The organism is Longinema margulisiae, assembly GCF_025266855.1.
Lineage (GTDB): Bacteria > Spirochaetota > Brevinematia > Brevinematales > Thermospiraceae > Thermospira.
Genome location: NZ_CP053071.1, coordinates 1,036,981 through 1,057,408, shown reverse-complemented (window position 1 = coordinate 1,057,408; position 20,428 = coordinate 1,036,981). Strand labels below are relative to the sequence as shown.

14 protein-coding genes and 3 tRNA genes are annotated in these 20,428 nt (G+C 45.3%); 12 read left to right on the top strand and 5 right to left on the bottom strand.

What is annotated here, in order from left to right:
• Positions 1–139: 139 nt before the first annotated feature.
• Entirely contained in the window at positions 140–1,729 is a 1,590-nt protein-coding gene (locus BREVNS_RS04755; RefSeq protein ID WP_483427905.1) for a hypothetical protein, read from the top strand.
• A 44-nt stretch (positions 1,730–1,773) separates the two neighbouring features.
• Positions 1,774–1,846 (top strand) — tRNA-Ala (locus tag BREVNS_RS04750).
• Between the two features lie 42 nt (positions 1,847–1,888).
• Here BREVNS_RS04750 and BREVNS_RS04745 read toward each other — a convergent pair.
• Both BREVNS_RS04745 and BREVNS_RS04740 read right to left on the bottom strand, forming a co-directional pair.
• Complete coding sequence (locus tag BREVNS_RS04745) at positions 1,889–2,713, bottom strand: MBL fold metallo-hydrolase (RefSeq protein ID WP_483427904.1); 825 nt, start codon at positions 2,711–2,713, stop codon at positions 1,889–1,891.
• A gap of 267 nt (positions 2,714–2,980) precedes the next feature.
• Positions 2,981–4,204 (bottom strand): DUF1015 domain-containing protein, encoded by a 1,224-nt coding sequence (locus BREVNS_RS04740; RefSeq protein WP_483427903.1) that lies wholly within the window; start codon positions 4,202–4,204, stop codon positions 2,981–2,983.
• Between the two features lie 471 nt (positions 4,205–4,675).
• Between BREVNS_RS04740 and BREVNS_RS04735 the strand changes: the two genes are divergently transcribed.
• A complete protein-coding gene (locus tag BREVNS_RS04735) occupies positions 4,676–5,458 on the top strand; it encodes a transposase (RefSeq protein ID WP_483427902.1) in 783 nt (260 codons plus the stop codon).
• A gap of 642 nt (positions 5,459–6,100) precedes the next feature.
• Here BREVNS_RS04735 and BREVNS_RS04730 read toward each other — a convergent pair.
• On the bottom strand, positions 6,101–7,210 hold the full coding sequence (locus BREVNS_RS04730; RefSeq protein ID WP_483427901.1) for an ABC transporter ATP-binding protein: 1,110 nt from the start codon (positions 7,208–7,210) through the stop codon (positions 6,101–6,103).
• Positions 7,211–7,669: 459 nt separating this feature from the next.
• On the opposite strand from BREVNS_RS04730, the gene BREVNS_RS04725 reads away from it, so the two are divergent.
• The 9 genes from BREVNS_RS04725 to BREVNS_RS04685 all read left to right on the top strand — a co-directional run bounded on the left by BREVNS_RS04725 (position 7,670) and on the right by BREVNS_RS04685 (position 17,029).
• Complete coding sequence (locus BREVNS_RS04725) at positions 7,670–8,425, top strand: alpha/beta hydrolase (protein ID WP_483427900.1); 756 nt, start codon at positions 7,670–7,672, stop codon at positions 8,423–8,425.
• A complete protein-coding gene (gene glpK, locus BREVNS_RS04720) occupies positions 8,422–9,915 on the top strand; it encodes a glycerol kinase GlpK (RefSeq protein WP_483427899.1) in 1,494 nt (497 codons plus the stop codon). The genes BREVNS_RS04725 and glpK overlap by 4 nt, the downstream gene beginning before the upstream one ends.
• Positions 9,915–11,360 (top strand): FAD-dependent oxidoreductase, encoded by a 1,446-nt coding sequence (locus BREVNS_RS04715; RefSeq protein ID WP_483427898.1) that lies wholly within the window; start codon positions 9,915–9,917, stop codon positions 11,358–11,360. The genes glpK and BREVNS_RS04715 overlap by 1 nt, the downstream gene beginning before the upstream one ends.
• Entirely contained in the window at positions 11,357–12,625 is a 1,269-nt protein-coding gene (locus BREVNS_RS04710; protein ID WP_483427897.1) for an NAD(P)/FAD-dependent oxidoreductase, read from the top strand. The genes BREVNS_RS04715 and BREVNS_RS04710 overlap by 4 nt, the downstream gene beginning before the upstream one ends.
• The gene (locus BREVNS_RS04705) at positions 12,615–12,965 is read left to right on the top strand and encodes a DUF1667 domain-containing protein (RefSeq protein ID WP_483427896.1); all 351 of its coding nucleotides are present in this window, start codon (positions 12,615–12,617) and stop codon (positions 12,963–12,965) included. The genes BREVNS_RS04710 and BREVNS_RS04705 overlap by 11 nt, the downstream gene beginning before the upstream one ends.
• A gap of 9 nt (positions 12,966–12,974) precedes the next feature.
• Positions 12,975–16,076, top strand: coding sequence for a diguanylate cyclase domain-containing protein (locus BREVNS_RS04700; RefSeq protein ID WP_483427895.1), 3,102 nt, complete (start codon positions 12,975–12,977; stop codon positions 16,074–16,076).
• Positions 16,067–16,140 (top strand) — tRNA-Arg (locus BREVNS_RS04695). Before BREVNS_RS04700 ends, BREVNS_RS04695 begins: the two co-directional genes overlap by 10 nt.
• An 80-nt stretch (positions 16,141–16,220) precedes the next feature.
• Positions 16,221–16,293 (top strand) — tRNA-Gly (locus BREVNS_RS04690).
• Positions 16,294–16,333: 40 nt separating this feature from the next.
• Positions 16,334–17,029: an RluA family pseudouridine synthase gene (locus tag BREVNS_RS04685; RefSeq protein ID WP_483427894.1), complete on the top strand. Its 696-nt coding sequence runs from the start codon at positions 16,334–16,336 to the stop codon at positions 17,027–17,029.
• On the opposite strand, the gene BREVNS_RS04680 is transcribed toward BREVNS_RS04685, so the two are convergent.
• Complete coding sequence (locus BREVNS_RS04680) at positions 17,020–18,882, bottom strand: alpha amylase N-terminal ig-like domain-containing protein (RefSeq protein ID WP_483427893.1); 1,863 nt, start codon at positions 18,880–18,882, stop codon at positions 17,020–17,022. The genes BREVNS_RS04685 and BREVNS_RS04680 overlap by 10 nt on opposite strands.
• 184 nt (positions 18,883–19,066) lie before the next feature.
• Positions 19,067–20,425: a citrate/2-methylcitrate synthase gene (locus BREVNS_RS04675; RefSeq protein WP_483427892.1), complete on the bottom strand. Its 1,359-nt coding sequence runs from the start codon at positions 20,423–20,425 to the stop codon at positions 19,067–19,069.
• Between the last annotated feature and the right edge of the window lie 3 nt (positions 20,426–20,428).

Genomic DNA, 20,428 nt, shown 5'->3' with positions numbered 1-20,428 from the left:
CTTATTTCAGCTGTTTTGCTGAAACATCGTAATAGCCCCTCCCCATCCCCTTTCTTTTTTCTCTCTTTTTAACTTTTTTTATTTTCTACCGATAGAAAAAACGAGGAAAAAAGATTTTCCTAGTCACAGGAGGCCATTGATGAGAAGAATAAACAAAATTTTTCTTCTTTTGTCTACTTTGGCAGTGTTTGCCTTTGCCTATGAAGCCAAAGCCGAACTCTCCGCCCCGAATAGAGAACTCAAGGTAAGTATCCAGTATCGTTTAGACGGAGAGAGCGTTACTATAACCCTACCCCAGAGAGCACGCATTCAACTCATTGTTGGTACGAACCAGCAGCCCATTTCCGTTTACCAGAATGGCAATGTTCTGACCTTTTCAAAACTCTCCGAGATAGGCAAAACGGTTCAGATATCCTACAGTATTCCCACAAGCGCAGAAGAGTTCTTTCTTGAAGAATGGCTTCCAGTATGTTCTGAAAAGGGGTTTGTGTCTATAAATACTTTGTCTCCGCAAGGTTACCGTTTTCTTATCTTTCCTTATGAACGAAGAAGAAGTGATGGCTATACGCTTGACCCTTCTATGAAACCTCGCCTCATTTATGGTCGTTATAGCATAGTTGATGATTCGTACAGTCAGAAAAAAATCACGGTGTTTTCTCATATGAAACTGCAGACGGAAGTGTCGACCCTTTTTGCCATGCTTCGAACCATGGAAAGTATTCTTTTTCCTCTTCAGGTGAATACTATTGATTTTGTCACTCTTCCTGCCTGGCAGGGAATGGTATTTACCAACAGCAATCAAATGGTGGTCATTGTTGGGAATACCACTCCCGAAGCCTTCAAAAATGCGATTGTCTCGTTGTACTTTTTCTCTCTTGTCAACTCTTCGTGGAGACAGACCTTGAGTGATTATTACAAGCGACTACTGGCTGATGATGGAAGCCTTCAAACAGACGAAGCCGTTCGTCTTCCTGTTCCTTCAGATAGCTATTATCAAAACGTTCTCAAAACGGGTTTCCCTTCTGCGGAGAGGCTTGTGGTGGACATCAATTCGATGGAGAAAAATTATGTACTTCTCCAATTTGGATTTTTTACCGTACCGGAGAAACGTTTTCATGAAGCCGTCAAAAAACTTCTTGCCAATTCTACCAATCAAGCCTGGGATTTTTCTCCGCTCTTTGAAGGAACCAATGAAAAAGAAAATACGGTTATTCAATGGGCTATTGAAAAACTTCTTCCCACTCCATCTTTTACCCCTGACCTCTCTGTCAAGTTTCCTTATGCGTATCGAAATTTCACAGAAATCGATATTCCAGCCAAAATAAATGGCACTCTCACCAATCTCCTCTGGAATGGTTCGCGGACAATAGCCTTAAACGAGACATCGAAGGAGGTTATCCTTGATCCGGAAAGAAAAATTCCGCAGTGGAACTATGCTAATGATCTCTGGATTCCCCCCGAAGAAAAACCTCTCTGGGATATTGTTCTTGCGACAGCTCAGAACCACAAGGTCTTCTCCTCTGATTCTACACGGGAAATTCTTGCTATAAAAAGGTTTTCTGCTCCTTCGCCCAACAAGTGGAATATTCCGGCCGGAAATCCTGTGTACGTGGTGATAAGTCGTATCTATACCACCTATCAGAACAGGATGACAGTGGCCCTCAAAGAGATGGTGATTACTCTTAGCGAAAATCGGGCTTCCGTTGTTGCCTACCGACTCCGTTTCTAAAACTTGCAAAAGGCAAAAAAATATGGTATAATATACTCTCATCTGGGGCCGTGGCGCAGTTGGGAGCGCGTTTGAATGGCATTCAAAAGGTCGTGGGTTCGAATCCCATCGGCTCCAAAAAAGGCACACCTTCAAAGGTGTGCCTTTTTTTCAAGGTACTCAAAGTACGACACTTATCCCTTCTCTGGCAAGAAACGTCGGAGGAAAAATTCTCTGAGCCTCTTTTTCAATAGCAAAGCAGGCTTCATCTGTTCTATCTGGGTCATGATGAAAAAGAGCTAATTTTTCTACCCCGGCTTGTTGGGCTACCTGAATAGCCTGTCCCCATGTGCTGTGTCCCCATCCCAATTTTGCCTCAATCTCTTCGTCGGTATATTGAGCATCATGAATCAGGAGATTGGCTTCCCTTGCCACCTGGACGACTCTTTCGTCTAAAGATCCCTTGAAGTGTTCTGTATCGGTAGCGTACACAAGAGTTTTGCCACCATATTCAATACGATAGGTGTAGGCAATACCAGGATGAATATGTCTTTTTGCCTGGACCTTTATGCCCTCAAGTTGGTATCCCCCTTCTGAGAGATCATAAAACGCCATCTTGGCTGGAAGATGTGAGATTTTTACCGGCCAGTAATCATACTGCATCTGACCGGAGAATACGTCTGCAAAATGTCTATTTGCCCGCCCTGGACCAAAGAGATGCATCTCAAAAGCAGGGATATAGATAGGAGCAAAAAAAATGAAACCCTGAATATGATCCCAATGGGTATGACTGAAAAAAATATACAGTTTGGGGGCTTTGCCTGTCTTTTGAAATTCCTGCACAAGATTTTTTCCCAGCATCCGGATTCCTGTGCCCGCATCAAGGATAATTTTTTTCTCCTCGTCAATGCTTACTTCCACACAGGAGGTGTTGCCGCCCACTTCTAATTTATCCCTGTCTGTCAAAGGGCTGGAGCCACGAACCCCCCAGAAACGCACTACCATAGGACCTCCTTTGTTTTTCATTATCGGATAGGGAATAAACAAAAATAAAGCAAAAAGAGACCCTTACACGGTTTTTTCTTCCCCTGTTTGGGTCAGGGGCTACGCCCCTGAAACCCCGCTTTTTCCATTTACAAGGGCTTATTTGTCTTTTTTATCCACAACAATAGGATTGCTTATTATAGATTAAGGAATATTTTTATACTATTTTTTGTTTTTTTATTACTTTCTTGAGACCTTTGCCCATTCGTGCAAAGGTCTCTTTATGTGTTAAAGAAACGCCTCCTCAAGGGGATAGGCAAGCACACCATCCTTGAGTTTTGGTTCAAACCAGGTAGATTTAGGAGGCATGATTTTATTTTCGTCTGCTACAGCTAACAATTCTGAGAGACTCACAGGATAGAGGGCAAATGCCACCGCGGCTTCTCCTTTGTCCACAGCTTCTATCAGGCTTTTTGTTCCCCGGATGCCTCCTACAAACTGGATCCGTTTTGAGGTTCTGGGATCTTCAATGCCTAACATGGGTTGAAGAATCATTTTCTGAAGAAGACTGACATCTAAAGATTCTATGGGATCAGAAGGAATAATCCTTGAAGGAATTGTGATGTGATATATCTGACCATCAAGATACATGCCAATCACTCCCTTGCGTGGAGAATCAAGGGAGCTACTTACATCCAGGGCAAAGCGTTCCGCTAATCTTTCTAAGAAACGATCGGCGGTCATTCCATTGAGATCAAGCACCAATCGGTGATAGGGCAAAATAGCTAACTCATGAGAAGGGAAAAGAGCGGCCATAAAATACGCATATCCTTCTCCCTTTTCTCCATAACGCTTCCATACGTTATAGGCGGAGGCTGCCCGGTGATGTCCATCAGCAATATAAAACCTTTCCACGTCTTCAAAATATTCCTGAATGGTATGAATCATTTCCTCACTTTCGATGACCCAGAGTTTATGTTCTACATTCTGCGCGTCGGTAAAATGATATTCTGGGGGATAGGCCATAATGGTGGCTTTCAAACTTTCCCATGCCCCCATATCGCGAAAGGTTAAGAAAACGGGTCCCGTTCCCACTTTGGTAATGGCAATGTGTTTTGTTCTATCTTCTTCTTTGTCTTTTCTTGTTAGTTCATGTCGTCGAATATCCCCTTTCTCATAATCCTCACAGCGAACAGCGGCATAGACAGCGGTTTGTTCTCTTTCCTGCCATTTTTGCCAGAGAAAATACAGACAGGGTTTTTTTTCCCGAAAAAGCCACCCTTTCTCCCGAAATTGCTCTATCATTTTTCTCGCTTCTTCATACAGCCTTTCATCATGTTCATCCCATTCTGGAAAAAGAGCGTCTGGTCTCGTAATTCGAAGAAAGCTCTTTTCTTTGCCTTGAATCATATGAATGGCCTCTTCTCTTGACATCACATCATAAGGGGGGGATTGAACCTCTGCTACCATATTCGCAGGTGGCCGAAGTGCCGCAAAAGGCCGAATTACCATGATAACCTCCTCGTATAGCTCGTAAAGGAAGTATATTATACAGCCAAAAGCCTCTTTTTTGCAATGAAGTAATGAGATATGTGTATGGCTTTGTCTTAGTTTAGCTCTTTCTTGAGAAAATGAGTGATTTGGGGAATACTTTTGGGGTATATTTTTGAGAGGAAAAGGGGATGGTAAAACCCTTGGCTATTACCTTGTTTCAGCAGAACTCATGAGACAAGGGGAAGAAGAGGTGAGGTTTTAGCCTTTGGCTATTACCCTATTTCAGCAAAATCATATGCTTTGGGGTCAACTAGGATAGTACCACTGTTCCTTCGGCTATCACCTTATTTCAGCAAACCCCCTTCTTTTAGCTGAAACATGGTAATAGCACAAAAAAAATTTTCCACATAACAACTTTCTAACCACTTCTGGACAACCTTGACAATATTTTTTCGATAATATATACAAAGAAAAAAACAGGAGGCTCCTATGACAAAAGATGTTTTCACCTACAGCGAAGAAGAGACTATCCAATTTTTTGAAGATCTCTTCTGGCACGGAAAAATCCGCTGTCCCCGATGTGAAAATTCCGCCTACCGACTCTCCAGTCGTCCTCTCTACCAGTGCAGGCATTGCCGTTACCAGTTTTCCATCAAAAGCATTTCCATTATGCGCAAAAGCCATCTTTCTCTCAAAACCTGGCTCTGCGCTATGGCTATTATCTGTGAAGGAAACGTTAACGGCGTTGGGCTTGCCAAACATCTTGGGGTAAGCTACAAAGCCGCCTGGCTACTTCTCCACAAGGTCCGCAACCTGATGCGAGCCCTTTCGGCAAGGCAAAAACACCACCTTCGCCACCTTCTTCGGAAATTTTTTCTTCTCCCTGGCATCAAAAAAGTCCAGAGGGAAAAGAAACGGCCCTTTCAGGTTATCGAATGTGATAATGCGTCCTCTCCCACCCATTTTCACATTCACCTTGTAGAGAATATCTCGTGCGATAGTCTTAAGACACTCTTCTCCTGTAAAAATACCGCGGCGATTCTTGAGGTCCCTGAAGCTTTTTCTGATATCTTTCAGCAACTTGTTAACCGACTTGAAAACCTTTATCACCATGGCTGTCGAAAACACCCTCAGCGCTACATTGATGAGTTTTGTCTTTTTTCATTGTATCAGGACTCTGACCTTCGAATGAAAAAGCTTTTGTCGATGATAAATAGGGAAGATCTTCTGCTTCCTTACAAGACGCTCATTCAGGAATCCATCGTCCTGTAGGAAAGGCGTACCGACGACTGGGATTTTTCCTGAGGTGTTCCAACTTCTTATCCTAAAAAGTCTTCGAAGTCTGCTTCTCGTCTGGATATTCGTTTGCAAAAAGGAAAAAGAGTGATGAGACCTTTGCACAAATGTGCAAAGGTCTCAAAAAAGTAGTAAAAAACAAAAAATAGTATAAAAATGTTCCTTAACGTAATAAATAAAACTATTCCTTTGAACAAAAAAAGATAAATAAGCCCTCGTGAACGGAAAAATCGGGGTTTCAGGGGCATAGCCCATGACCCAGATAGGACAAGAAAGCACCCGTGCAAGGGTCTCGTGATGATTGAAGATAAAAGCCCTTTGCACATTCGTGCAAGTGGCTCGATAATTTATTCTTTGCACAACGAAAAGGGAGCTTGGAAGGGATGAGGAAGATAAAAAGAAGGGGAAAAGGTTTATTACCGGCTTTGGCTATGACTTTGTTTCAGCAAAACCTACCGCTTTTTCTCTGGACACGCACCGAGTTTGCACTTTGGCTATTCCCATGTTTCAGCAAAAGGGGGCTTTTAGCTGAAATAAGGAAATAGCAAAATCTTCTCCTAAATCTTCCAAAACAAAAAAGCCTGCCCAAAAGGGCAGGCTTTTGAATGCTTTTGGTGTTTAGTAGATTGCCATCTCCGTTTCTTTGTCAAAGAGATGGGAACGATTGAGGTCAAAGATTACCTCACGATTGGTATCTCCCATGTGAACATTCACCTGAGGATCATACTTCGCAATAAAGGAGTATCCACCATTGGTAGCAAAGTAGACAAATTCCTCAGCTCCGAGACGTTCCACAATTTCTACATTAGCAAGGGTTGTATTGGAATCAATCGAACCCTGGTACATGCTGCGATCATAAATATCTTCTGGGCGGATTCCGAAGGTTACCTCTCGGCCAACATAGGGACGAGCTTTGTCTACAAACTGAGAAGGAATCTTGAGCTGGAATTCATTGAAGTCAAGCCAGAGAGCCCCATTAGAATCCTTGACGGTACAATCAAGGAAGTTCATGGGCGGACTTCCAATAAAACCAGCGACAAATTTGTTCACAGGATTGTTGTACACCTCAAGAGGAGTGCCAATCTGCTGAACAAGCTTATTATTCATCACCACAATCTTGTCGCCCATCGTCATAGCCTCAATCTGGTCGTGGGTCACATAAATAGACGTCGTTTTCATGCGAGCATGAATCTTGATGAGTTCTGCACGCATTTGGACACGCAGTTTCGCATCAAGGTTGGAGAGAGGTTCATCGAAAAGGTATACCTTTGGTTTGCGCACAATGGCACGGCCAATAGCCACACGCTGACGCTGACCACCGGAGAGGGCTTTGGGTTTTCGGTTGAGATACTCTGTGAGGCCAAGAATCTGAGCAGCCTCATTGACACGCTTTTTGATCTCTTCAGGTGGGAAATGCCTGAGTTTGAGACCAAAAGCCATGTTCTCTGCTACCGTCATATGGGGGTAGAGAGCGTAGTTCTGGAACACCATGGCGATATCACGATCTTTGGGTGGTTTGTTATTCACAACCACGCCATCGATCAGGATTTCACCTTTGGTAATCTCCTCGAGCCCTGCGATCATTCGCAGCGTCGTGGATTTCCCGCACCCCGAAGGGCCAACCAACACGACAAACTCCTTGTCGTTAATTTCCAGGTTTACGTCCTGAACGGCTACTACGTTCCCTTCGTAAACCTTGGACACGTTTCTTAACACAACGTGTGCCATATCTATCCTCCACGGATTTTATTTGCTTTTTGAGACATTACTATTGTAAGACAAAAAAAAATCCGGTCAAGTATTTTGGAGAAAAAAAGAAAAAATCTTTCTCAAACAGGTTCGTTTTATATGATAGAGTAATGGAGTTTTCCCAAGCAAACAGCAGGGGAAGGGTTTCTATGATAAATTTCTAATAAAGGGGGTTAAAGCTATTACCTTATTTCAGCAAAAGCCATAGGTTGGCTGAAACAAAGTAATAGCCAAAAGGTGTCTCTTTAGTTTTTACCCCCTTCTCATACCTCATCTCCCAACTTTCCTCCCAATAGCCCCACTTTTTTTGTTCCCTACAAAAGACTCACACAGATTTCGTGAAAAAACAACAAAAATCTTTTTCAAAAAGAGAGTGAACTCTTGCCATTTTTCTGAATCATGGTATAATAAAAACGTAAAAATACGGAGGGGGAAGCGATGCGTATTCTTCCAGGCTTTGAGCCGTTTTCTTTTGTGGGGACAAAGGATGAGGGAGTGCTTCTTATTCATGGGTTTACCGGGAGTACGACAAGTATTCGAGAATGGGGAGAAGCCTTTTTTCGGGCTGGTTACCATGTCGAAGCTCCACGTCTTTCCGGTCATGGTACCTGCTGGCAAGATGTGAACCGTTTTCGGGCAGAGGATTGGCTTCTCGATGTGGAAGATGCGTATCATGTGCTTCAACATCGAGTCAAAACTCTCTATGTAGCAGGTCTTTCCATGGGAGGGCTTCTTGCCTTAGCCATGGCGGAGGAACATCCTGAGATTCAGGCCATTATTCTTGTTAACCATGCGATAGAGTTCTTCCCAAACCCCCTTCTTCCTTATGTGGGGATTCTTCGATTTTTTCTTTCGAGTGTTCCAGCTATTTCTTCGGATATCAAGGATCCAAACACCAAAGAGACAGCGTACGACAGGACTCCCGTGAATGGTGTGTATGAGGTGAGAAGGCTTCAAAAGATGGTGAAAAGCCGCCTTTCAGAGATTACCCAACCACTTTTGATTTTCAAGTCTCAAGAAGACCATGTTCTTCCTACAAGCAATGTTGAAGCCACGATAAAGGCGGTTCGTTCTTCTTTCAAAGAAGTGGTATGGCTGCATAATTCCTTTCACGTGGCTACGCAGGATTATGACAAAACCCTTATCTTTCAAAAGTCGATCGAATTTCTTCAAAAACAAGGGGGGAGTGTATGAAAAACTATATTGGGGCCCTTGATCAGGGAACCACCAGTACCCGTTTTGTGGTATTTGACGAGGACGGCAATATTGTTTCCGTAGCTCAAAAGGAACACCACCAGATTTACCCAAAGCCTGGCTATGTAGAACATGATCCTGAAGAAATTTTTACTCGAAGTGTAGAGGTGATGAAAGAGGCTCTCCAGAAAAAGGGTATCTCTCCTCGTGATCTGGCGGCCATAGGAATTACCAATCAGCGAGAAACGACTATCCTCTGGGACCGAAAAACGGGAAAGCCGTTGTACAATGCCTTAGTGTGGCAGGATACACGTACAGCAGAACTCTGTGAAAAACTCTCTGGGAAGGAGGGTATTTACAGGTTTCAGAAAAAAACAGGGCTTCCTATTGCCACTTATTTCTCAGGTCCCAAGATTGCCTGGCTACTTGAACATATCCCAGATCTTCGAGAAAAAGCCAACAAAGGGGAGGTGGCTTTTGGGACCATTGATAGCTGGCTTATCTATCGACTGACGGGGCGGCATATGACGGATGTCACCAATGCCAGCCGAACGCTTCTTTTTGATATTACGAGGCTTTCATGGGATAGAGAGTTGTGTGAAGAGATGGGTATTCCCATGAGTCTTCTTCCAGAGGTCGTGGATTCTTCCCATTCTGAGGCCTATGGAAGGTTACAACGGGATATTGTAGGCCATGAGGTTCCAGTTACCGCTGTGCTCGGGGATCAGCAGGCGGCTCTCTTTGGACAAACGTGTTATGATATAGGTGAGGCCAAAAATACCTACGGAACAGGCTGTTTTCTCCTTGTGAATATTGGGGAGAAGCCGGTTTTTTCCAGTCGTGGCATTTTGACTACGGTGGGATATCGTATTCACGGAGAACCTGCCGTGTATGCCATGGAAGGTTCTGTGGCTATTGCAGGGGCACTTATTCAATGGGCGAGGGACAAACTTGGTCTTATAGAGAAGGCTCCTCAGATAGATGATCTTGCCATGAAGGTTGAGGATAGTGGGGGAATTTATATTGTGCCTGCCTTTTCTGGACTTTTTGCTCCCTATTGGCGAAGCGATGCGCGTGGCGTCGTGGTAGGGTTAACCCATTACACCAATCGCTTTCATCTTGCCAGGGCAATTTTAGAGGCCACGGCTTACCAGACGAAGGATATTTTTGATGCCATGCTTTCTGATGCGCATATCAACTTGAAGGAACTTCGGGTGGATGGGGGAATGGTGGTCAGTGAACCACTCATGCAATTTCAAAGTGATATCTTGGGTATTGATGTTGTTCGTCCCAAGATAACAGAAACCACGGCTCTTGGGGCGGCCTATGCCGCAGGACTGGCGATTGGGTACTGGAAAGACAAAAAGGAACTCCGCACTCACTGGCAGATTGATAAACGCTGGAAACCCCAGATTACAGAAGAAAAAAGACAGTCTCTTTATCATGGCTGGAAAAAAGCCGTAGAAAGAACCTTTTACTGGGTAGAATAATGGTGTACGATTATCTTATTATTGGAAGTGGCATTGTGGGGTCTCTTCTCGGGAGGGAACTCGTTCGTTACCAGAATCGTGTGCTTATGATAGAAAAGGGCGTGGATATTGGTATGGGAACAAGTGCGGCCAACTCGGCCATTATTCATGCGGGATATGATCCTGTGCCTGGCACGCTCAAAGCCATGCTCAATGTGAGGGGCAATGCTCTGTGGGATCATTTGGCCGCGGAACTCTTTATTCCTTTCCGAAGAACAGGAAGCTATGTGGTGGCTCTTTCTCGTGAAGAAATTTCCAAACTCGAAGAATTGCATAAACAGGGAAAGGCTAATGGTGTTCCAGGGCTTAGGCTTCTCTCTGCTGAGGAAACCAAGGAACGGATTCCGGGGATTTCAGAAGAGGCCAAGGGGAGCCTCTTTGCTCCAACAGCGGGGATAATTGATCCTTTTCAGGCGAACTTCTTTGCCTGTGAAAACGCTGTGATCAATGGAATGGAACTGCAATTGGAGACCACGTTTGAGGATTTTCTCTGGGAAAAAAACTCCATTGTGGGGGTAAAAACCACCAAAGGCATTTTTCGGGCACGCTGGGTTATCAATGCGGCAGGTATTCATGCTGATGAGATTATGCATAAAGCGGGTCTTCATCCAGACTATCGGATTATACCCAGGAGAGGGCAGTATGTGGTGCTGGATAGAAATCTTTTTCAGTGGGACAAGGTGGTTTTTCCCTGTCCAAATGAGAAGGGGAAAGGGATTCTTGTGGCCGCCACCATGCATGGCAATACCCTTGTTGGTCCCACATCAGAAGAAGTCTCTGACAAAAGGGCTCTTTTTACCACCGAAGAGGGGCTCAAGGAAGCCATCGAAGGGGGAAAACGCCTTGTTCCTGGTTGGGATACTCGCTGGATTATTGCCCAGTATGCCGGGATACGCGCGACACTCTTCCCTACAAAAGACTTTCTGATTGAGGTGGGGGAGGTTCCCGGTTTTATCAATATCTGTGGTATAGACTCTCCTGGTTATGCTTCGGCACCGGCTATTGCCGAATATATCATCCAAAAACTGAGAGAGAAAGGCGAAGCTTTCATTCCTAAGTACGACTTCAATCCCATTCGTGAACCCCGAAGACTTTTTAAGTATCTTTCTGCGGAGGAAAAAAGACAGCGCATACAAAGGGAACCTGCCTATGGTCATATCGTGTGCCGATGTGAAGAGATTACCGAAGGGGATCTTTTGGCGGAGATTCGAGGTCCCATTCCTGCAAGAACCTATGATGCTTTGAAGAGACGTACCTGGCTTGGTACCGGTCGATGTCAGGGGAGTTTTGATTTTCCCAGGGTGATAGAAATTCTTGCACGAGAAAATGGGACAACCCCGTACGAGGTGACCAAAAAAGGGGGTGTGTCGCGTTTTGTCTTTTTTCCGACGAGGGGGGGATCATGACCTATGATGTGGTAGTTATCGGGGCTGGTCCTGCGGGGATGGCGGCCGCTCTTGCCGCCCATGATGAGGGGGCTCGTGTTCTCATCGTGGATCGCAATAATGAGGCAGGGGGTATTCTGCCTCAATGTATCCATGCGGGTTTTGGGGCAAAGAGGTTCAAGAGGGATCTCCCGGGCCCCCTTTATGCCTACCATTTTCTTCAAGAACTCCAGAAACGGGAGATAGAACTTTGGCTTGAGACCTTTGTGATGGATATCACGCCATCACGAAGGGTTACCCTTCTCTCCCAAAAAGGGTATCAAGAAATTGAGGCGAAAAGTATCGTTCTTGCCATGGGATGTCGAGAACGGACCAGATCTCAAATCAATATTCCTGGTACCCATCCTGCCGGTGTATATACGGCGGGGACTGTCCAGCGAATGATCAATCGTGAGGGCTGGATGCCGGGGAGACGCTTTGTGATCCTTGGCTCAGGAGATATAGGGATGATTATGGCCAGACGAATTACCATCGAAGGGGGAGAGGTTCTTCGGGTGATTGAGGCTCTTCCCTATCTCACAGGGCTCAGGCGAAACTATGTGCAATGTCTTCAGGATTTTCATATTCCCCTTTTTTTGAGTCATACTATCACAAGAATCGATGGCTACGAACGTGTCGAGGGAGTAGAAATCACCCCCCTTGATGAAAACTTCTGTCCTGTGAAAGAAAAAAGCGAATGGCTTGCCTGTGATACCCTGCTTCTTTCTGTGGGTCTTATCCCGGAGAATGAACTCAGTCGTCGCTTAGGGGTTGTCCTTGATCCTATAACAGGTGGGCCAGTGGTGGATCAGTATAGCCAGACATCTGTCTATGGGGTTTTTGCTGCCGGTAATGTGGTGCACATTTACGATCTTGTGGATGATGTGACTGATCATGGGGAACTTGCAGGACGTTCGGCAGCTCGTTTTGCCAGAACCCTTTCCCTCTGGAGTGAACCATCTCTTCCTGTTCACTGGAGCGTTCCTATCAGAAGCGTTGTTCCTCAGCGACTTCTGCTCCCCATCTCTCAAGAGACACCTCTTTCTTTTTTTCTTCGGGTCTCAAAACCGTGGGAGAGTCCTGTGACCTTTATCCTCAAGGCAGAAAATACCGTTCTTTTTGAGAAGAAAGTCCCCTACGCAAGACCCGCTGAGATGATTACCATAACCCTTCCCGTTTCGCTCACGTCATCTTTTTTCAACCGTTCTTTTTCTTCTCTCCTGTGGGAGGCAAGGTATGAATCATGAATTGTATTGTCTTTGCTGCCCACGTGGGTGTCTTCTCCAGGTAGAGATATCAGAACACGCTTTCAAAGTTGAGGGAAATTCCTGTAAGCTTGGAGAAGAATTTGCCATTCAAGAAATCCGCTCTCCTCGCCGATTATTTACATCGTCAGTAAGGGTAAAAGGTGGGAGATTTCCGGTCGTCCCTGTGGTAACCTCTGCTCCTGTTCTGAAAGAGGATATTCCACGATGGATTCAGCTCTGCCAAACACTTTCCCTTGAGTCCCCGGTAGAGCCAAATACTGTCGTGGCCTGTAACCCTTTTGGGGACGGGATAGATCTCATCACTACCTGGTTTGGATAAGGAGGCCCTATGCCACTCACGGTAGGAGAATGGCAGGATATTCTCCGGCAAAGAAAAAACCTTTCTCGTCTCTGGGCAATCAAAACTTCCCATCCTGAAGCCATCCTGAAAGTGATAGAGGATATCTCCTCGGAAGGACAAGGTCTTTACTTTGTTAGTGCGTGTCCATCTTATGTTCTTGAACCCTATCCTCCTCTTTTCGAACTTTTGCGTCGTCTCCAGAAAGAAACAAAAACCGAAACCTCAAAACTTCTCTCAGAAAGTCGTGTCTATCATCTCCATCGAAGTCTCTTTGAGGGCCTCTATGAGGGAAAGGTGATTCATAGAGATATTCTATTTTTGGAAGAACTCAGTTTTGAAAAATTGCGTCTTGAGGAGAGTATCCTATCCCAGATTTCCATTCTGACTTCTACGCTTCCCACCACGTGGGTGATTACGGAGGCGCATAATCTTTCTGAAAAAACGCTCTCTCTTCTCAGACAACTCATGAACTCTTCTTCTCATCGCCTTCAGATATTTCTTATTACCCCTGACATCCCTCAGAATGCCACCTTTACCGATTTCTGGGAAGAACTCCTTCAAGATGGGCTTGCCTATGAACTTGAGCACGCTTCTTCACCTCTTGTTTTTCCTTCCCTTTCTCTGCCCACTCAGGAGGCTTTTAGTCGTGCACGTTTTCTTCTTCACTATTTTCATTTCCAGGAAACCATTAGTTTGCTTGAAGCCATCCGGTCTGATATCTACCTTACTGAAGATGAGATCATGTATTTTTATCTCAAAGGCATGGCTCATTATTATCTCAGAGAATTTCAACAGGCCATTGAATCTTTCCATAACGGACTTGAAAAAAGTTTTGATATAGCGAGTGAAGAACAAACTCAACATTTTCAATTTTATTTGGCTCTCAGCTATCTTGGGCAGGGGGATCTCGAACAGGCTTACAAGCATATCTATGTGGTCTATCATCACTACTATTCCCAGAGTGTGGCTGAAACCTTTGGGTATCTTTTTTACTATCTTCTCATTACATCAGCTTATCAGGGGAGATGGTCTTCGGAGTTAGAGAGTCTTATTCATCAGGTTTTGGCTGAAGCCGATCGCTGGGGTTTTCTCAACATGAAGGCCTATATTTTAGGCGTCTATTTCATTGAAAATATGCAGGGTGGATTTGTAGAAGCCAAAAGTCAGCTCCTCTTTCAGGTATGTGAGGAGATGGTGAAGATAGCCGAAACCCTTGGGAATGAAGCACGCTTAGCGGCGGCCTATCACAATACCGCTATGATTCTCTCCCATCTCAACCGACATGAGGAGGCTTTCTCCTACTATCGCAAAAGCCTTTCTCTCAAAGAGCGTTTTCAGAATCCTCTTGAACTTGCCCAGATACGCAATGGCATTGCTTATGGATATCTCCTTGCCGAGAAGTACGAAGAAGCGGCTGGCTTTCTTCAGCAGAATATCAACTCTTTTCGCAGTATGGGGAATCTCACGGAAGCCCTTTTGACGTTGGTCAACGCGGCTATCACACTCATAGGGACATCGCAGTATGAAGAAGCCGCGCTTCTTTTGCGTACCATCGATGAAATGAAAAGAATTGCCGGTATTCCAGCTCTTCCCTATCATTCTGCTATGGAATTGGGGTGTTATCTCGGTATCTGCTATGCAAAAACCCACCAGTCCCTTCGTTTGTTTGGTCTCTATCAACGGGTAAAAACCCTGATGGAAACAAATCCCCATTCTGTCTATGAGGATATTCTCTGGCTTCTTTTTCAAGCCTATTTCTTTTATGAGGAAGGTCAGTTAGACGAATGTGCCAGGATTCTTCAGAAATGGGTCCTTGTTATGGCAGAATACCGCCCTTCTCTCTGGCTTCTCTGGCGTCACGGGTGTAGTCTTTTTTATGAGGTTTTCAAGGAAAACTCCGCCGAGAGAACCTCCTTTCAGGGAATTATTTCTCGCTTGAGAGAGCAACAACTCATCTCTCCTGAACTTTACCATATTGTTACGACTCTTCCCTCTCTTTCTTTTGTGAGTCTTTTCTGGAATAGAGAAGAATGCCTTGCCATAGCCCATGAATTTTTTACCCTTCAGTCTCTGGAACAGAACCTTGTTCGCATGCATTTTTTGAGACAGATCTACTCTATCATGGCCAATACCTCTCTTTCCACCCATCTTTTTCAAAAGATACTGAAAGTGATCGCCAACTATCTTCCTCTGTCTTCTGCCTTCTTTCTTCTCATAGAAGATTTTCACTGGCAAAATGTTGCTTCAGTCAATGATACCCATGTTTTTGATCCTCTCTTTGTCATAGAAAAGGTCTATCGAGAAATCTCTGTGGATCAAAAGGTAGTGGAACTCACCTCCCAACCCTACTGGGAAAAACTCCTCCCCTTCAAAGGAAATGTTTACCTTGTGCCTCTTCGACGACGCTACACATGGGAAGGGGCACTTTTACTCTTGTGGAATGCCACTTTCCCGCTGAGCCGAGAAAACGAGGATATCCTCTCGATGTTAGGGGAATACCTTGCGGTCCAGGTGTATTACAAGAAATTACTTGACAATCTTCGGTTTTTGAATTATGATATTATTACTGGTTTTTACAAGGGCGAAGAGATTGTGCAGCAGATGCGCCGGGAAAGTGCCCGTATTGAGCGCTATGGCAAAAAGCTTCGCAACTTTGCGGTGGCGTATATTATGCTCGAAAACCTCTTCCACTTCCGAGAAAAATACGGCGAAAACCTCACGAATTTCTTCTTGAAACGTTTCAGGCAATACATTGAGCGAAGTGTGAGAGAGGTTGATATGGTAGGCTATATGCCTGAGGGAGGGGTGATTATTCTCTTCCCTGAAAGCCGTTCGGAGAATGTAGAACGCTTTGTGAAGCGAATGGAGAAGTTTCTTCTTTCTCCTCTGTCTGAACTCAAGGACGTGAAAAAACTTCTCCCTCCTGAAAAAACACACCAACAGGTGGAGATTCAGTGCCATATTGGGATTGTGGACTACCATACCTGTCCTGAATCACCAGAGAGTCTCCTCCATATGGCAAAAGAGATGGCTCTTCGGGCACGGGCAAATGCCACCTTAACAGAAATCTATACGCCAAGGCGCCCATAGCTCAGTTGGATAGAGCGTCGGCCTCCGGAGCCGAAGGCCAGAGGTTCGACTCCTCTTGGGCGCAGAGACCGCCACTTCCTGAAAGTGGCGGTTTTCTTTTTCACTTGACATCACTCTCTCTTTTGCTTTAGAATATAGACTCTTGCGGGAATAGCTCAGTTGGTAGAGCGCTACCTTGCCAAGGTAGATGTCGCGGGTTCGAGTCCCGTTTCCCGCTATCCAAGGGGCGGATGCCCCTTTTTCTTTTGGGGGTGAATGTGGAGATTGCGGATATTCTCATCTATCAGGACAATGATATCCTTGTGGTAGAAAAACCTGTCAATATGCCATCTCAACCAGATAAAACAGGTGATGAGGCCCTTTCAAGTTTTCTTGAAAAAAATCTCTCCTCTTCCGGGAAAAGAGCCTACATAGGCATTGTTCACAGGCTTGATAGGCCTGTGGGGGGGATTATGGTCTTTGCCAAAAACCGGAGAGCAGCAGAAAAGCTCTCCTCCCAGATGAAAACCCGCCAATGTGAAAAATATTATCTTGCCGTCGTTTATGGAGAAATCTCTCCTCCCACCGGTAACTTTGAAGATTATCTTCTCAAGGATCCTCATCGAAACGTTTCTCGTGTGGTTGAACCTCATCACCCTGAGGCCAAAAAAGCCTCTCTCTCTTATCGTGTTCTTGCTTTCCATCCAGAAAAAAAGCTCACCCTTGTAGAGGTCGAACTCCACACAGGACGGCATCATCAGATCCGTGTTCAGTGGCAATCTCGTGGTCATCCCCTTTATGGAGACCAGAAATACGGACGTGGGTTTACCCGGGGAGGACAAAGGCTCGCCCTCTGGTCCTACCGCCTGAGTTTTGCTCATCCCCAGACGGGAGAGTATCTCACCTTTACCAGAAAGCCCCCTGCGGTATATCCCTGGATCCTCTTTGAAGGTTATTTTCGTCCTCAAGGGTAAAGAACGAGCCGAACAAGCTCGTGTCCCCATGGAGCAAGCTTGAGTCTCCAGGTGGTGTTTTCCAGAGTGTAGGCGTTTTCTTCCCACATGGAAGAAAATTTTTGTCCCTCTTCTACCCCCAAACAGGCTAAGTCTACAAGCACCTCCCGGCTTTCATCCCCATTCGAAAGGGCAAGAAGCCATCCTTCCTCCATGGTAAACCGGGCCAAAACAAGCACATCCTCATCAGCATAAAGCACCTTGAAACTTCCCTCTTGAAGGGCTATACTCTCTTTTTTCCAGTGGGCCAATCGCTGATACCAGGAAAAGACTTCTTTGTCCCATCGATTTTCATCCCACACCATGGGATAGCGACACCCCTCAATAGCCTGGGTGTCTCCATCAAGCAGAATTTCGTCTCCATAATAAATGGAGAAGGTCCCTGGCAAAAGAAAACCAGCCGAAATCATGCCACGATACCAATCCCTCCGAAAAAGTCCCCCCTGATTATGAAACCTGATGATATCATGAGAATCAAGAAGATTGAACTGGGTATGGACAAGAGGATTGGGAAGTCTCGTATAGTGTTGCATGATCTGCGAAGCTACCGATGTAGCTTTTCCCCTCTTTCCCTGAAACCCGAGAGGAAGCTTTGGCTTGAGAAAATGATCCATCTCTCCCGCAAAGAACCGAAGTGGCCTGAGAGAAGCAAAATAATTCATAGCCCCATCCCACTCATTCCCCAGGTGATAAGTGATATTGTCTTCCCAGTGTTCCCCAATGAGATAGATATCCTTGCGAACGGATTTGAGAGCCTTTCTGATCTCTGAGAAAAGTTCATGTCCCATCTGATCGGCATCCCGACGAGCGGTCTGGTTTCCCACATCAAAACGCCAGCCGTCAATAAAATAAGGGGCCTTCAGATACATTTGCAAAATGGAGTCGGCCGCCCGGTAGATTTTTTCTCTCAGTTTCTCCGAATGATAATTGAGCTGGGGTAGGGTTGGAATATTATACCAGGAGAGATAGTTTCCCTGTTCATCAAAATAATAAAACCCTCTTTCCTCTGAAGAAGGATCGGCCAATGCCCTTTGAAACCAGTGGTGGTTTTTGCCTGTATGGTTGATAGAAATATCAAGAATAAGCCTCATCCCCTCTTCATGAAGTGCCTCAGAAAGCCGGATAAGGGCGGTATTTCCCCCCAATTTTTCATCCACCCGGGTATAATCCACACAATCATACCGGTGAGTGGTGGGGGCTTCAAAGATGGGGTTGAGATAGAGAGCCGTTACCCCTAATGACTTCAGGTAGGAGATTTTTTGTCTGATTCCCTCTAAATCCCCCATATAAAAATCTAAACACCCCGCTTCACGATAGGGAAGGGGTTTTGCCTCCCATGGCATTTCCCTCGCCGTAAAACCATGATAGGTATAGGGTTTCAGAGGCCTTTGTTCCCCACGGGCAAATCTATCAGGAAAGATATGATAAAACGTCCCACGACACACCCAATCCGGGATATCATCCTGAGCAAGAAGGACAAAGTCATGATCTTCTGTCGGTGGATAATCCACTATCCCCTGACGGGTATAGTACCACACTCTATCTGATGTCACGAGCACAAAGCGGTACTGTTTATAGGGCTCATTTACCCGAAGTTCTGTTTGATAATACTCAAAAGAGTGGGTCGTATGAGCCTTTTTCATCTCCTGCCAGTGCCCATCACCATTGATAATTGTCCAGAGAAGTACCCGCTGCACAGGATGCTGTTTGCCAAGCCGGAGTTGCACAAAAACCATTTCTCCAAGTTTTGGTCGCACATTGGACACATAATCCCGACTCACATCCGAAAAGACCATCTCTTTCCAATCTCTCATTGGTTTACTCCGTGTTCTATCATAAGGCAACGAAGGAAAAAAGGCAATTTTGGGGTTTGAAAAGCCTGTGAAAAGGAGTTTTTTTGGTCATTAGAGACGCACAAGGAGTAGGATAGGTTTGCCAATCTCTTGGGCAAAGGAAAAGGAGAGGCCGAAAGAGTGAAGACACTTTCTTCTTTTCTGTTTACCTCTTCTCCAGTGGGACGTAGGGTTGCTGGGGAGCAATACACTTGTACGCGGGGCGAATGATCCTTCCCCCAGCAATGAGTTCTTCCAAACGGTGGGCTGTCCAGCCTGCCATACGTGAGAGAGCAAAAATCGGGGTGTACAACTCTCGGGGTATACCAAGCATATCATAGACAAAACCCGCATAAAAGTCTACATTTGCACAGATGATTTTGTTTTTGGCCTTTTCGGCGAAAAGTTGCTTCGAAAAGTGTTCAAAGAGGTTATAGAGCTGGAATTCTTCCTCTCTTTTCTTGTATTTGGCGAGTTCTTCTGCCTTTTTCTTGAGAAGAATAGCCCGTGGATCGGAGAGGGAGTACACCGCATGTCCCATTCCATAGATCAGCCCTCGTCTGTCATAGGCTTCTTTGTTGAGAAGGCGGCGAATATAATCCTTGATCTGGTTTTCATTTGTCCAGTCTTTGATTTCCCGTTTCACATCGTCCATCATATTGACCACCTCGGCATTGGCGCCGCCATGACGGGGGCCCTTCAGGGAACACAGCGCCGCCACAATAGCCGAGTAGGTATCTGTATTGGTCGAAGAGACGACATGAAGCGTAAAGGTAGAGTTATTGCCTCCTCCATGTTCGGCATGAAGCACAAAAGCAAGGTCAAGAATCTGCGCTTCAATAGGATCAAACTCTCGATTGGGACGAAGAAGGGAGAGAAAATTCTCCACATGCGAAAGGTTTTCGTCCTGGTGGTGAAGATAGAGACTCTCCTTCTCATAGTAATGCCTTTTGGCGTGATATCCATAGGCCACCATGGCCGGGAATTGGGCGAGAAGCCTGAGACTCTGATCAAGGACATTGGCTATAGAAATATCATCTGGTTGAGGATCATAGGCATAGAGGGCACTGACTTCTCTTGTGAGAAGATTCATGATATCCCGGCTGGGAGATTTGAGGATAATATTCTCTTTGAACCCATCGGGGAGATGGCGGTACCTTTTCAGAAGAGCAGAAAAATCCTCCAATTCCTTTTTGGTAGGAAGTTTGCCAAACAGAAGGAGAAAGGCGGTTTCTTCAAATCCATAGCGATGTTCGCTCTGGAACCCATTGACAAGATCAAAGATATCGATACCCCGATAACGAAGCCTTCCTTCCACGGGAACAGGGACACCTTCATCCATCACATATCCGTGGACCTCACCAATATGAGTAAGTCCAACTAAAACCCCTGTGCCATCGGCATTTCTGAGACCTCGTTTCACATTGTATTCTATATAGAGTTCATTTGGGATTACGTCATTCTGCTCAAGATAACTTACATAAGGAGCAAGTGAAGAGAGATCTTTTGGCTGAAATTCTTTCATACA

Coding starts and splice junctions, on each gene's coding strand:
- BREVNS_RS04755 (WP_483427905.1), top strand. CDS start 140: ATGAGAAGAATAAACAAAATTTTTCTTCTTTTGTCTACTTTGGCAGTG.
- BREVNS_RS04745 (WP_483427904.1), bottom strand. CDS start 2,713: ATGGTAGTGCGTTTCTGGGGGGTTCGTGGCTCCAGCCCTTTGACAGAC.
- BREVNS_RS04740 (WP_483427903.1), bottom strand. CDS start 4,204: ATGGTAATTCGGCCTTTTGCGGCACTTCGGCCACCTGCGAATATGGTA.
- BREVNS_RS04735 (WP_483427902.1), top strand. CDS start 4,676: ATGACAAAAGATGTTTTCACCTACAGCGAAGAAGAGACTATCCAATTT.
- BREVNS_RS04730 (WP_483427901.1), bottom strand. CDS start 7,210: ATGGCACACGTTGTGTTAAGAAACGTGTCCAAGGTTTACGAAGGGAAC.
- BREVNS_RS04725 (WP_483427900.1), top strand. CDS start 7,670: ATGCGTATTCTTCCAGGCTTTGAGCCGTTTTCTTTTGTGGGGACAAAG.
- glpK (WP_483427899.1), top strand. CDS start 8,422: ATGAAAAACTATATTGGGGCCCTTGATCAGGGAACCACCAGTACCCGT.
- BREVNS_RS04715 (WP_483427898.1), top strand. CDS start 9,915: ATGGTGTACGATTATCTTATTATTGGAAGTGGCATTGTGGGGTCTCTT.
- BREVNS_RS04710 (WP_483427897.1), top strand. CDS start 11,357: ATGACCTATGATGTGGTAGTTATCGGGGCTGGTCCTGCGGGGATGGCG.
- BREVNS_RS04705 (WP_483427896.1), top strand. CDS start 12,615: ATGAATCATGAATTGTATTGTCTTTGCTGCCCACGTGGGTGTCTTCTC.
- BREVNS_RS04700 (WP_483427895.1), top strand. CDS start 12,975: ATGCCACTCACGGTAGGAGAATGGCAGGATATTCTCCGGCAAAGAAAA.
- BREVNS_RS04680 (WP_483427893.1), bottom strand. CDS start 18,882: ATGAGAGATTGGAAAGAGATGGTCTTTTCGGATGTGAGTCGGGATTAT.
- BREVNS_RS04675 (WP_483427892.1), bottom strand. CDS start 20,425: ATGAAAGAATTTCAGCCAAAAGATCTCTCTTCACTTGCTCCTTATGTA.